General features: G+C 38.9%; 10 protein-coding genes. 6 read left to right on the top strand and 4 right to left on the bottom strand.

Annotation, left to right across the window (positions count from 1 at the left end):
- Nucleotides 1-1,084: 1,084 nt before the first annotated feature.
- From FCN14_RS09565 to FCN14_RS09555, 3 genes are read left to right on the top strand one after another with little or no spacing between them, the layout of a single operon-like run.
- Entirely contained in the window at nucleotides 1,085-1,555 is a 471-nt protein-coding gene (locus tag FCN14_RS09565) for a DinB family protein (protein WP_138431057.1), read from the top strand.
- A gap of 43 nt (nucleotides 1,556-1,598) precedes the next feature.
- Nucleotides 1,599-2,903, top strand: a complete 1,305-nt coding sequence (locus tag FCN14_RS09560; protein ID WP_138431056.1) for a two-component system sensor histidine kinase NtrB — start codon at nucleotides 1,599-1,601, stop codon at nucleotides 2,901-2,903.
- 4 nt (nucleotides 2,904-2,907) lie between these two features.
- Entirely contained in the window at nucleotides 2,908-4,266 is a 1,359-nt protein-coding gene (locus tag FCN14_RS09555) for a sigma-54-dependent transcriptional regulator (RefSeq protein ID WP_138431055.1), read from the top strand.
- A gap of 4 nt (nucleotides 4,267-4,270) precedes the next feature.
- Here the strand turns inward: FCN14_RS09555 and FCN14_RS09550 are convergent, their stop codons facing one another.
- Both FCN14_RS09550 and FCN14_RS09545 read right to left on the bottom strand, forming a co-directional pair.
- Entirely contained in the window at nucleotides 4,271-4,903 is a 633-nt protein-coding gene (locus tag FCN14_RS09550) for a YceI family protein (protein WP_138431054.1), read from the bottom strand.
- 49 nt (nucleotides 4,904-4,952) lie between these two features.
- A complete protein-coding gene (locus tag FCN14_RS09545) occupies nucleotides 4,953-5,561 on the bottom strand; it encodes a YceI family protein (protein ID WP_138431053.1) in 609 nt (202 codons plus the stop codon).
- Between the two features lie 391 nt (nucleotides 5,562-5,952).
- On the opposite strand from FCN14_RS09545, the gene FCN14_RS09540 reads away from it, so the two are divergent.
- On the top strand, nucleotides 5,953-6,324 hold the full coding sequence (locus tag FCN14_RS09540; protein ID WP_138431052.1) for a response regulator: 372 nt from the start codon (nucleotides 5,953-5,955) through the stop codon (nucleotides 6,322-6,324).
- Nucleotides 6,325-7,291: 967 nt separating this feature from the next.
- Here the strand turns inward: FCN14_RS09540 and FCN14_RS09535 are convergent.
- The gene (locus tag FCN14_RS09535; protein WP_138431051.1) at nucleotides 7,292-8,581 is read right to left on the bottom strand and encodes a hypothetical protein; all 1,290 of its coding nucleotides are present in this window, start codon (nucleotides 8,579-8,581) and stop codon (nucleotides 7,292-7,294) included.
- A 415-nt stretch (nucleotides 8,582-8,996) separates the two neighbouring features.
- Between FCN14_RS09535 and FCN14_RS09530 the strand changes: the two genes are divergently transcribed.
- On the top strand, nucleotides 8,997-9,362 hold the full coding sequence (locus FCN14_RS09530; RefSeq protein ID WP_138431050.1) for a DoxX family protein: 366 nt from the start codon (nucleotides 8,997-8,999) through the stop codon (nucleotides 9,360-9,362).
- A gap of 276 nt (nucleotides 9,363-9,638) precedes the next feature.
- Here FCN14_RS09530 and FCN14_RS09525 read toward each other — a convergent pair whose 3' ends face one another.
- Complete coding sequence (locus FCN14_RS09525; RefSeq protein WP_138431049.1) at nucleotides 9,639-9,899, bottom strand: alkaline phosphatase PhoX; 261 nt, start codon at nucleotides 9,897-9,899, stop codon at nucleotides 9,639-9,641.
- Between the two features lie 285 nt (nucleotides 9,900-10,184).
- Between FCN14_RS09525 and FCN14_RS09520 the strand changes: the two genes are divergently transcribed.
- On the top strand, nucleotides 10,185-12,851 hold the full coding sequence (locus FCN14_RS09520) for a DUF5916 domain-containing protein (protein WP_138431048.1): 2,667 nt from the start codon (nucleotides 10,185-10,187) through the stop codon (nucleotides 12,849-12,851).
- Nucleotides 12,852-12,867: the final 16 nt, after the last annotated feature.

Raw genomic sequence — 12,867 nt, 5'->3', positions numbered from 1 at the left:
GAACAATTACTGCTTTTTGAAGATTAATTACTTTTCCAAATGTTAATCTAGAAGGTAATAATAACTACATATTACAAAAAGCTTAATAATTTTTAATTATAGATTAGTTATATAATAGGCAGTACATGGGAGAAATAGTTGTTCCGTATGGGGTATTTTGCATATATTGTAAATAGTGATTCGAAAAAAGCTCTGCTACTGCAGGGCTTTTGCTATTTTTTTACCCATCCATAAGTTCGATTCCCCTCCTTTTGTTATTGCTTAATCGCAATACTCTTTTTCCCCTTATTTAATGAAGGGTGTAGCTATCGCTTATCCTTTAGTAAATTTACCCTTACCAAAAATGATTTGATACTATTTAAGCACAAAAATAGACGTTTAGTTTACTAGTATACTTCTATATTTGGTACTAATTCTTCACCTTGCTTATAGGTTAATCTGCTATAAATTCCTATTAGTTACACATTGCTTATATATTGGGTAGCAAATAGAGAATATAGTTGCTCTGTATGGGACAATAACCGTATATTGTGTACAGTGATTTCAAAAAAAGCTCTGCATCGGCAGAGCTTTTTTTATTTCTATTCTGTTCAAGAGTTTGGTCCCTGCCTTTTACTATTGCTAAACCGCAGTACATTCTGTGTCCGTTTTTCTCTTGCTCAACGAAAAGGATATAGCCTTCTTCTTTTACTAAGTTTTAGTTAGCTGCTTCTCGATGAGATTTGTTAATCCTTATTACGCACAAACAGATATTAAAAGTTTATTATTTCACTACCATAATTTTTCTTAGATATTATTATTAATAATAGGTTAGTCTTATAAATATATGCATATAGTTATATATTACTTATATATTAAATGATGTATTTAAGAAATAGTTGTTCTGTATAGGATAATCATCGTATATTGTAAATAGTTACTTGAAAAAAAGCTCTGCACTTGCAGGGCTTTTCTTTTTTGCCCTCTCGTTTTTAGATCAAATTGATATTTTTTCCCTTCTTTTTCTGTTTGATATCGATTAATATCTCCTATTACCTTGTTAGATAATATTGGTAGTACACTCTTCATTAATTTTATATCAGCTATGGTTAAGAAATCTGTTAATGCGCTTCTTCTTGAACAGCTTAATGGCGGTAATGCCCATGTGGACTTCAACCAAGCGGTGCAGGGAATAACGTATAAACAGGCTGGTATTAGTGTAGAGGGTGTTCCTCATACTATATGGGAACTCATCGAACATATTCGAATAGCCCAAGATGATATACTGGAGTTTTGTAAGAATCCAGAATATGAAGAAATGGAATGGCCGGATGAGTATTGGCCAGAAAGCTCATCGCCGAATAGCGAAGTGGAGTTGCAAGCATCAGTGGAAAAAGTACGAGAGGGCATAGATGAAATGAAATCTCTGATTCGAAATTCAGAGGGTGAACTGCAAAAGGTTTTTACTCATGGAGAAGGGCAAACATTATTTCGGGAAGCGATGCTAATTGTCGATCATAATGCTTATCATATTGGTCAAATCGTATTAGTACGAAGGTTATTAGGTAGTTGGTAGTAATACAGACCAGGAAATTAAACTGAAAGTTAGCAATTCGAAGATGAAAGAAATCCTTCGCTTTTTACGAGAAGCACGAGTGGGATACCTCATGTTTACTTCGTTGATTATTATAGGTATCGGTTTTGGAGTTTTCGAGATTATTCATCAGACTCTGTTGAGTGAAACCTCGTCGCAGATGATGCAGTGGCTTTATTTTAGCAGAGGTGTTACTGTCGCTCTCGTACTTATGCTATGGGCCGCATGGACGGTATACAATTACCGGGAATATTATGAGGACCGACTTAGGGCTACAAAGTTGCGTTACAGAGATATTATTGAGCATTCTGCTGATGCTATTATTGCTATTGATGAAGAAAAGGTAATTACCTCTTGGAACCAGGGAGCCGAAGAGATGTTGGGCTGGGAGCGCGATGAGATTATTGGCAAGCCCATCTCCTATATTGTACCTGATGAATTAATAGCTATGCAAGAACTAGAATGCATTGAGTTTGGGCTCAAGTACAAGGGGCATGTTCGTAACTATGAGACCGAGCGGCTAACTAATAAAGGTGAAAAGAAATTGGTTAACTTAACAGAGTCATTTATCAGGAATGAGAATGATGAAATTGTAGGCCGTTCACAGATATTACGAGACCTTACTGATATTAAAATGCGTGAAGAGCAGATCCAACAGTCTGAGCGGTTGGCTACTGTAGGACATATGGCTGCCGGGGTTGCACATGAGGTTGGAAATCCGCTAACTGCGATCTCTTCACTTGTGCAGGTGTGTCAGCGTAAAACTGATGATGACTTTTTACAAGATCAGCTTAAAAAAGTCCGTGACCACATACAGCGAATTAATAAGATTGTTCGTGACTTGGTAGACTTTTCTCGTCCATCTAGCATGCAAACAGAGAACGTACAGATAAATGAGGAGATCAATTCTGCTGTTGGGCTATTACAACATGATGCTCGATGTCGAAATGTGGAGTTTGAAATGAATCTGGAAAGTAACCTTCCTGCTATTAGTTGTGTGCCCGACCAAATACACCAAGTATTGGTAAATTTATTTCTTAATGCAGTAGATGCAATGGAAGAGGTTTCTGATCCTAAGGTTATCATAACTACATGCCGAGAAGAAAATAATATTAGAATAGAAGTAGCAGATGTTGGAAAAGGAATAAAAGAAGAAGAACAATCCCGTATATTTGAGCCGTTCTTTACTACTAAAGAAGTAGGCAGTGGAACAGGACTCGGACTTTCCGTAAGTCATGGCATCATCAACAAGATGGATGGCACTATCTGGGTAGAGTCACAGCCGGGTGAAGGGGCAACATTTATTATTGAATTACCGATAAAAAAATAAAGATATGACAGGATCAATTTTAGTAGCAGATGATGAAACAAGTATCAGAGAATCACTTACTATTGTCCTCGAAGATGAGGGCTACAACTGTATAGCTGTTAAGGATGGAAAAGAAGCTATACAAGCCATTGATGAGAACAGCTTTGATATCATTATTTCAGATTTAAAAATGCCCAATGAAAGTGGTCTTGATGTATTAGAGTATGCCCTTCAGAATTCTTCGGATACCTTGACTATAATTATTACTGCTCATGCTACCATCGAAACGGCTATTAGTGCACTCCGCAAAGGGGCCGCAGACTATATATTAAAACCGCTGGACTTTGATGAGGTGCTCATACGTATAGAAAACCTGCTTGAGCATAAGAATGTAATACAAGAGAATAAGTATCTACGGGAGCAGATCGATCAAGAGTATAACTTCAATCATATAATTGGCGAAAGTGATGCCATGAAAAAAGTTTATAAAATGGTTGAAAGGGTTAGTAGTGCTAATAGTAATGTATTGGTAACAGGCCAAAGTGGAACTGGCAAAGAGTTGGTTGCAAGAGCCATTCATTCCAGCAGTGACCGTTCAGATAAACCGTTTTTGGCAATAAATTGTGGGGCTATTCCAGAAGATCTTGTTGAATCTGAGCTTTTTGGCCACAAAAAAGGGGCTTTTACTGGGGCATCAGCAGATAAAGATGGTGTTTTTGTTGCAGCCAATGGAGGTACTGTATTTTTAGATGAAATCGCAGAGATTCCACTCAACTTACAAGTGAATTTGTTACGGGTACTTCAAGAGCGGGAAGTAAAACCGGTAGGCTCAAATAAAACGCTGAACTTTGATACTCGCATCATATCTGCTACAAATCAGAATCTGGAAGAGGAGGTTGAAAAAGGAAACTTTCGGGATGATCTGTATTATCGTCTCAATGTAGTTGAGCTTCCCTTGCCTCCCCTACAGCAGCGACGTGATGATATCCCTCTTTTAGCTCATCACTTTTTAAAGAAATATAATAAAGAGCTGAAAAGGAATCTCAAGGGTATTTCAAGTGAAGCAATGAGCGCGATGATGGCTTACCAATGGAAGGGACAAGTTCGAGAGCTGGAAAATGTGATAGAGCGGTCGGTTCTTTTAAGTGATAGTAATTATTTGCAGCTAGAGGATTTGCCTGCATCCATTAGAGACGCTTCGGGTTCTGAAGACATAAATTTGGACAGCGAGAAACTGGATCAGGCCGTACGTGTATTCGAAAAGCATCACATTAAAAGTATGCTTAAACGAACTGAAGGGAATAAATCTGAGGCCGCACGCCTGTTGGGAATTGATCCTTCCACACTGTACCGTAAAATGGAACGTCTGGGACTATCTGATTAATCCACTACTTACTTTTAGACCTAAGCGCTACGGTAACATTAAAGTGTAAATCCAGCTTTTTATCGGCACGAATAAGCCCAAACATTTTACTGGGAGGGTCAATATTATAGGTATCCATATTCAGCATCTTGTTCCCTTTAACCTGGAAATGATCGTTATCAAGTACTTTTCCACTTACTACGATCTCTGTAGTGTCGGCAACGCCGGCAATATTCATAATCCCACGTGTTACAATGGGCATCCAGCTTCCAGTATCCGCTTTAGCCTCTTTGTCAAGGGTGGCTTCTAGTAACTGATAGGTGATGGAAGGGTGCCTCTCAGCTTTAAGAGCACTGTACATATCACTATTCATGGCTTTCTTGCCACAGTCAAGCGAATGCACAGGCAAAGAAACGGAAATATTTACTTTGCCGTTTTCTCTTATGGTTGACTGGGGATCAGAAGTGTTGGTGATTTGCCCCTGTCCTGAGAGTTCTTGAGCTTGGCAGTTAAAATCAACGGGACCTGCCGTCCCCTCGATCCATATTTTCCCGCCTCTAGCAATAGTAAGCTCACCAGGTAGAGATTGCGCCCCACTCCAAGAGGGTATTAATAACAAAAGGATGATTATGAGCGAACCAGCTGATTTGAACATCATATATAGCTGTATTTTATATGGAGTGAGACGCAACTTGAGTAGTGATTATTTACATTGGATTATTAGCAGCGAAGTATAGTTCAAAGGAAATAGTAACCTTTTCTCCACTCTTTATCGTTCCAAAAACGGCAGATGGGGGATCAACATTATAATCTTTCATGTTGAGCTCATAGCTCCCTGTAAATTTATAGGTTTCTTCATCCTCTATACTGCCATCTACTGGCAAAGAAATTGTTTGGGTAGTGCCAGCGATATTTAATTCACCGGTAACATTCAGATCCATTTCTGAAGAGGAGGAGTTATAGTTTAACACCTCAGTAGAAGTGAGCTTAAACGTGATATTAGGATGGTCTTTTTCGTTTAATGCTTTATAGGTTTTTTTGTTCATGCCTCCTTTCCCACTTTCTATTGACTCAACCGGAATGCTCATAGAAAAAGACTGTACAGGAGTAGTAACGGAGTCTTCTTTAAGTGCTTCTTTATCTATGTTAATAGTAGTGTTGATCTCTTCGACTTCAGATGTCCAATCATGAATGGTAGAAGTACCATCAATTTTCATGGTGCTTTTGTCCAGTAATACATAATCTGTTGATTGGGCTGTGAGTGATCCTGTGATTACAAATAACATCAAAACTAAGTTGGTAAGTAAAGATTTCATAATGGCTTCTTTTTTTATTCTATGTGTTGGCTTGTTGTTACTATTATTACTGCAAACTCTATACCAAACATGCTTGCAAAAACAAGATATTAATTTATAGAAAGTGCACGCTTGTGAGGCCTGAAGGTGGATTTTGTCAGTTTGCTGACTAAAGAGGATGAGGTGGGTTTGAAAGGTTGCATGAGTGCAAACGGGTATCTGCTATTCATGCACAACTGCAAGGCTGTGCTTCTGTAATGAGGATGTCTTTAATATTTAAAAAACTTCTAATGTGCATAGAGAGTTATTAAGCAGGGATTTCAAAAAAGTTAGTATTATCGTTTAAAGCTGGTCTTATAATTGCATTAGTAAATAGTATAAACCGGTAATTGCTAATGCTAACAATAGATCCATGTGTCCCCACTCAATTCTTATTATCAATGAAGAAGAGGCCGTTCGAGAGTCTCTGCATCTGGTATTAGAGGAAGAGGGATTTGAGTGTAGGGTAGCAGAGGGTGATATAGAAGCAAAAGAGATATTACTTTCTAAATCTATTGGGGTGGTTGTTATTGACAGCCATCTTCTGGGTTCAAAAGGTTTTTTACATTTTCTTAAAGAGAATGACCCTCAAGTTCGTATCATAATTATGAGCACCTACGCCGAAGTGGATGTAACACAACAGGCACTTCTCTCTGGAGCTCACGACTTCGTGGTTAAGCCACTTAACTTTCAAGAACTTATTGATAAAATTAAGTTGCAAATTTCCATCCTGTCTGATCAATAGCAGTTATTTTTAATTGTATTAAAAAGTCCCCAAGGTATTTATCTCAGGAATTACTTTTTCAGCTCAAGCTTTGAATAGTAGATAGGTATTTGCCTTCTTGCTTAACGCCTCAGAGACATTTTAGAAGCTCTGATCGAAATGGAATAGGTAATGCCAACTAACGGCTTATCTCAACGCAAGGTTTTCACCCAAAGAAAACAATGAATACATGCGAAGTAATACCGTTTGGTTGAGGTTTTCCAGATCCACTGCGTATCCTTATTCAAAGTTTAAATAAACAGAATGTGATTGTATGACAATGTTGCCATGTTAACCAGTGATAATTTATATTTCAGACTAATACTCCAAAATACCTTTGACATAATTCAGATAGAGAACAGTTTTTTTGGTTGTCCATAAATAGAAAAACCTTTCACCTGTCTTGCCTGAGATATCAATAGCTTTTCGAAAAAAATACTCGTCTCATGCTAAGTATAGTTTTCTCAGCTTAGGCGCGATGGAGTTCGATCTGTGCAGAAGAGCTTACAAAATTATATAATCAGCTTCTGTAGGAAGTAGCTATGGTGTGAACTTTGTCCTGTACACCCCACCGATAAACCAATGATTGAGGTAAACCCCAATCGGAGGCATACATCATGGATGTTTTTCGTTAGTAGCTTTGCTGAATCACATACAACTTAAACTTTTTTGTGTTTGTTTTACCTATTACTCAATTATTATTTGAATACCGAGACGTACCTTAATTCTGTGATTTTCAAGGTGTAGAAAGGGTAGGTAGATATACCTAATGAAGAGCTAAAGCAGAGAAGCTAATTATTAGCTAACAATCAGTGCTTTTCTTTAAAATAACTAAAGTGATTGTTGTTAAAGAGGGGCAATAAAAAAGCGGTATCGCCAGGTCAATGACGATACCGCATTAGGGATAAAATAAACCAACCTAGAGGTTATGGCAGTTTATTGTCTATGCTTAGAAACTAATTATGGCTTCCATCATGACACCGTTAAAGCTACCTCCGTCATACTTGGTGCCAGTATATCCATCTCCGTCGTACGTTTGAGATACATACTCAAGCTTAGCCATTACGTTTTTGGTGAGGAACCATCCGCCGCCGATATTGATTCGGTCGATGTCGATGTCTCCACTGGTCATTTCACCGCTTACTAAGTTATAACGGCCGCCTAGGTAGAAGTCTTCTTCTGCTCCAAAGCGATAAAGAAGCTCGGCACCGTATTGGGTAAAGTTACGGCTGTCGTTGCCTTTGATGTTACCACTGGTGCTTTCAAATACACCGTAGAACTCAAGTCCATTATACTTAAGGAATGGGTTAATCATGATAGCAGTCATTTCACCGGGAGCAGGAGGCTGTCCATATCCGGGAGTGAAGCTAGGTGCAAATCGGCCGGCACGGAAACCGTCATCCATAACAGAGTAGTATCTGGATCCTGCACGGTCACCTGAATACAGGTAGATGGACGCAGATTGACTTACATTCAGGATAGAACCGGTCAGACGGAATCGCATATCTTCATTGATCTGGCTGTCAAATCCAAGCTTACCATAAATGGTAGCATGTGTTTTAAAGCCATTTGATGCTTTATCAGTAACATGTTGGTTCAGTTTACCATTACTAACACCGATCATCCCAAATAGATCTCCAGAGTAATAATAGATCTCACCCGCTACTTCTGTAGTAAAGGAGTCCATTATATAGTTGCCTACAAAAGGATTATGGATCGCAGAACCATTGTCACTTCTTCTAAAGTGATTGTCACCGTAGTTAAGCTCCATGTGACCTACTTTTATACGCACGTTATCCATTAAGCCTCCCAAGAGCCCTTCCTGGATGAAGTCAAGGCGATCCACCTGCATATATCCGCTCTTTACATATGCCTCTGTATGGTGTTGAGATGTCAAATATGTACGCAAGTGCATGCGAAGTCCATTTGCCAATCCCACATCAAGATCTAGGTTTGAAGTAGCAAGGTTGAAGTTGGACTCAAGTGTTGTAAGCCCATTGGCATCATTATCTTGAGTTAAGCCCTGGAATTGAAGAGCATTTGATCCGCCCATTCGAACTTGTACACCGTCAAATTCAATGTCAGTAGTGAACGGTGCTTCAAATTGATTGAGCCCCCGTTGATCTGGACTGGTAAAGTATTGTAAGTCTCGGTCAGTAGTTTCTTGGGCAAAAGCCGATCCCGCCATCAAAAAGAAGGACAGGAGGAATAAAGTGATATGTTTATTAGTGAGTTTCATAATAGTAGCCTATGTGTGTTGGAATTTTACTTTTTTTAAGAATTAAACAATTGGTGGTTTTTGTTATTAGATGTTTTGTATGTCTTCATGATTATACTATTACAACATCTGTTCCAAGATGAGGTTACTATCTAATTTTTTTTAAATTATTCGTATAAAGGCCCTTTAAAGTGTATTGAGGGGTACTTTTGATAAAAGTAATTGGGAGAGGTAATTTGGAGTGAGGAGTCTAAAACCCGTTCGTTGCAAGACTGCAAAGAAACCTATTGCAACGCTGCAATGTTAATAGTACGTCATAATTGAAAATAAAATAAGCTGCTACAGAAGAAGCTATGATTCAATATATAGTAGTTCAATATTGAACTAAATATTACATATATTGTTTTAAGTAACCATTAACTAAACACACTTAGATATGTTTTCTAAAATAGGTCGTTATTTATATGCGTTACCATTTGGCATTTTTGGTTTGTTCCATTTTATGAAAGCAGGACAAATGGCAGGAATGGTTCCCATACCAGGAGGTAGCTTTTGGGTATACCTGACAGGGATAGCAATGTTAGCTGCCTGTGTGAGTATTATCATTGAGAAAAAGGCACGCCTTGCCTGTATTCTTTTAGGTGTATTACTGCTTATATATGTATTAAGTATTCATTTACCGGCTGTCATTGGAGGGCAAATGCAGCCAAGTATGACTAACTTGCTTAAAGATCTGGCGCTTGCAGGAGGAGCATGGTTTATTGCGGGCAGCTATGAAAGTGAAACAGAGTTAGAAGGATAACCCAGAAGTATGTTACAAAGGCCCACCACTTTATTTGGTGGGCCTTTAATAATATGAGCAAAATTGAATTCAGCTTTTTTTATTCTAAGGCCCTGTTATAGCCAAGCTTAAGCGAGAATATTGAATACCATGAATGGTGTAGTATTATCCCAGTTTCGATGGTTGTAGTGCTGCACTATTCCGGATTATTATCATTTCCCTATTCGTAAAAATCATTGTTCTGCAATTTATGAGTCAGCTTAAAGCCTTTACCCAAAGCATCCCCACTTGCAGGATTTACTCCGTGGTCCTGAATAAGAATAGTGGCCCGCCAGGTCCCGGGAATGTTGCCATTCTATCGGAACGGTGGGGTACTAAAAATCCATCATTCACTTTATCTCCATATGTTGAAATTATTTTATAGGTAAAGCCGTTAGGCAGATCAAATAGTCCATTTGGATCGGTATGGAATGAACCAAAGAGTTCCGTAATTAAACTTGTTCCCGTTTCATCCATCGCGTTACAGCTGCTGAATGTTTGGAGACCTTGAAGCCCCAAGTGTTATGGCACTGGCTCGTTTAAAATGTTTGCGTGATATAGGACTGAGTAAATAATTATTGAAGTTTCAATTGCTTCTACTACAATAACACATCAATTAATAATGGAATTTTACCATATCATTATCTGATAAAACTTGCAGACAGCTGTTTATCAGCATTTTACAAATTTAATGAGGTTTTACCAGGATTTGATCCCAAAATTGAAATCAGTAAATGTTAATACCTTATTTTTAATGCGCTGAATAATAGTGCAAAACAATAAAAAGTGCCGTTGAATACAATATTGAGATTTTATTTAAGCTCCCTGTTAATTGTTTTTCTTCTGATTACTAATATTCCGTTATTAGCCCAATCACAAGAACCACCATCTTCAAATACCATAGCAAATAACAGAAATGTAAAAGCCCATAATATAGAAGAGCAAAATATTACCTTGGATGGGCAACTGGAGGAAGAGATATGGAAGAAAGCTTCATATACTTCGGGATTTACCCAACGAGAACCCAATGAGGGGGCAGAGGCTACATCTGCAACAAAGGTGGCTTTTGTTTACAGCGATGATGCTTTATACATAGGAGCCCGCATGTATAGTGATAATCCAGATAAGATAAAAGCCCAACTGAGTCGTCGGGATAATATGGGCAACTCAGAACGGTTAATCATTTCATTGGATACCTATCTGGATCGGCGGACTTCCCGGAGTTTTGCCGTATCGGCGTCTAGTGTGAGAGCTGATTATTTTCAGCCTGAAGATGAGATGAGTTACCGTAATAGAGATTATTCATATAATCCCGTTTGGGAGACAAAAAGCCATATTGATAGTAAAGGATGGACAACAGAAATTCGCATTCCATTTTCCCAGCTTAGATATAGTGATAGTAAAAAACAGCGTTGGGGATTAAATATTAATAGATACATCCCGCAGAAAAATGAAGATTCTTTTTGGGTGATGGTTCCTCAAGATGAAAATGGGTGGGCTTCACGCTTTGGCTTACTTACTGGAATTGAGAATATATCACAAAAACGCCAAATAGAGTTTGTGCCTTACGTAGCAGGAAGCACCTTATTGAAGGGCGATCCTGATTCTGACAATCCCTTCAGCAAAGATGTAAACTGGCAAGGCCGGTTTGGTGGTGACTTTAAAATTGGACTGGGCCCGAATTTAAAGATTGACGGAACTATAAATCCTGATTTCGGGCAAGTAGAAGCCGACCCTGCACAGGTGAATTTATCCGCATTTGAGACCTTTTTTGAGGAAAAAAGGCCATTTTTTACTCAAAATCAGCAACTATTTCGGGCTTTATCCGGTGGTGGACGTTCGGACCGCTATTTCTACTCAAGGCGTGTTGGTGCTGCCCCCTCTTTACGTCCTTCAGGGGATAGTAATATTGACTTTGCAGAGGAGATATCAAATACTTCTATCATTGGAGCATCAAAAATAACAGGGCGATTTCCTTCCGGCCTTTCTGTTGGCGGTTTGGGCACTGTAACAGCACGGGAAAAAGCAGAAGTATATAATGCAGATACTGATAGCTATGATGAAGTAACTGTTGAGCCAACAACAGCATATGGGGTGCTTAGGTCTCAACAAGAATTTGGAGAGTATACTTCAACAGTAGGCTTTATAATGACTGGGGTATATCGAGATTTAGAAAAAAATACTAAGTTGAATAGTCTGCTTAATGAAACCGCTTTTACAGGTGGATCTGATTGGAACCTCAGATTTGAGGATGGAAAATACGAAGTGTCCGGTGATGCCGGATTCAGTTATATATCTGGCTCGACAGATGCTATCTTAAATGCCCAACAATCGAGTGCTCGCTATTATCAACGGCCTGATGCCTCACACCTTAGTCTCGATTCCACCCAAACAAATCTTTCAGGCTATCGGGGGACACTGGAAATTTCTAAAAATGCCGGGAAGCATTGGCTCTGGGAAGCGGGGGTAAAAGTTAAATCACCGGGCTTTGATCTTAATGATACCGGTATTTTGTTTCGAGCTGATAACATTTCTACCACGGGCGAGCTAACCTATCGTGAAAATGATCCCAGTTCATGGTATCAGTCGTATAGGTTTGAAATTAGCTGGGATGGAGCCTGGAACTACGGTGGTACCCAACGAGAAAATAGGTTCGGATTTGACAGCAATATCCAATGGGCCAATTTCTGGAGAACATTTTTTAATGTAAGATACAGCCCGAGGACTATGAGCGATAGGTTAACAAGAGGTGGCCCGCTAATGGGATCTCCGGAGAAGTATAGTATTTTTGGCGGAATATTTACTAATCGCAGTGATAATATCTTTGGAGAGGTTTTTGGACGCTATGAAGAAGATGAGTTTGGTGGATGGGAAGTTGCAATAAGTCCTTCTATACGGGTGAGTTCGGGCGACCGTTGGGAATTTGAAATAGAGCCACGTTATTCACGGCAAAAAAATACCCGTCAATATATTACAACTCTATCAGGTGGGAGTGCCCAAACTTATGGCAAACGGTATGTTTTTTCGAATATCAACCGCTCTACTTTATCATTACAGACGCGCGTAAACTATGCCTTTTCACCAGATTTAACGCTTGAGCTATATGCCGAGCCATTTGTGTCGACCGGCGACTATTATAAACCGGGCGAATTACCTTCAGCTAAATCGTATAAATTAGATCGCTATAATATTGATAGCAGAAATGCAAAAGGAGATTATGTAATCAAGAGAAATGGTTCGAGATTTGAGGTGCCGGACAGAGATTTCTTAGTGAAATCCTTTCGAAGTAGTTTGGTTTTACGATATCAATGGCGCCCAGGCAGTACCTTTTTTCTTGTTTGGCAACAAAATCGATTTACAGAGGAAGAAAGAAATCGTTTTGTGGAACCCGGAGACCTGGTAAATGCGTTGGGTGAGACAGGTGATAATATCTTTAGTGTTAAATTCACCTACTGGTTTTCTGCAAATTAAAAACTGATCTGTTAAA

Origin of the sequence: Fodinibius saliphilus (genome assembly GCF_005869845.1) — a bacterium.
Classification (GTDB): domain Bacteria; phylum Bacteroidota; class Rhodothermia; order Balneolales; family Balneolaceae; genus Fodinibius; species Fodinibius saliphilus.
Note: the sequence above shows the minus strand (reverse complement) of the source record. Positions and strands in the feature narration are given on the sequence as shown.

Bases quoted from the DNA above. Each gene is read 5' to 3' on its own strand.
- FCN14_RS09535 (WP_138431051.1), bottom strand. From the start codon at position 8,581: ATGAAACTCACTAATAAACATATCACTTTATTCCTCCTGTCCTTCTTT.
- FCN14_RS09540 (WP_138431052.1), top strand. From the start codon at position 5,953: ATGTGTCCCCACTCAATTCTTATTATCAATGAAGAAGAGGCCGTTCGA.
- FCN14_RS09560 (WP_138431056.1), top strand. From the start codon at position 1,599: ATGAAAGAAATCCTTCGCTTTTTACGAGAAGCACGAGTGGGATACCTC.
- FCN14_RS09545 (WP_138431053.1), bottom strand. From the start codon at position 5,561: ATGAAATCTTTACTTACCAACTTAGTTTTGATGTTATTTGTAATCACA.
- FCN14_RS09550 (WP_138431054.1), bottom strand. From the start codon at position 4,903: ATGATGTTCAAATCAGCTGGTTCGCTCATAATCATCCTTTTGTTATTA.
- FCN14_RS09565 (WP_138431057.1), top strand. From the start codon at position 1,085: ATGGTTAAGAAATCTGTTAATGCGCTTCTTCTTGAACAGCTTAATGGC.
- FCN14_RS09555 (WP_138431055.1), top strand. From the start codon at position 2,908: ATGACAGGATCAATTTTAGTAGCAGATGATGAAACAAGTATCAGAGAA.
- FCN14_RS09530 (WP_138431050.1), top strand. From the start codon at position 8,997: ATGTTTTCTAAAATAGGTCGTTATTTATATGCGTTACCATTTGGCATT.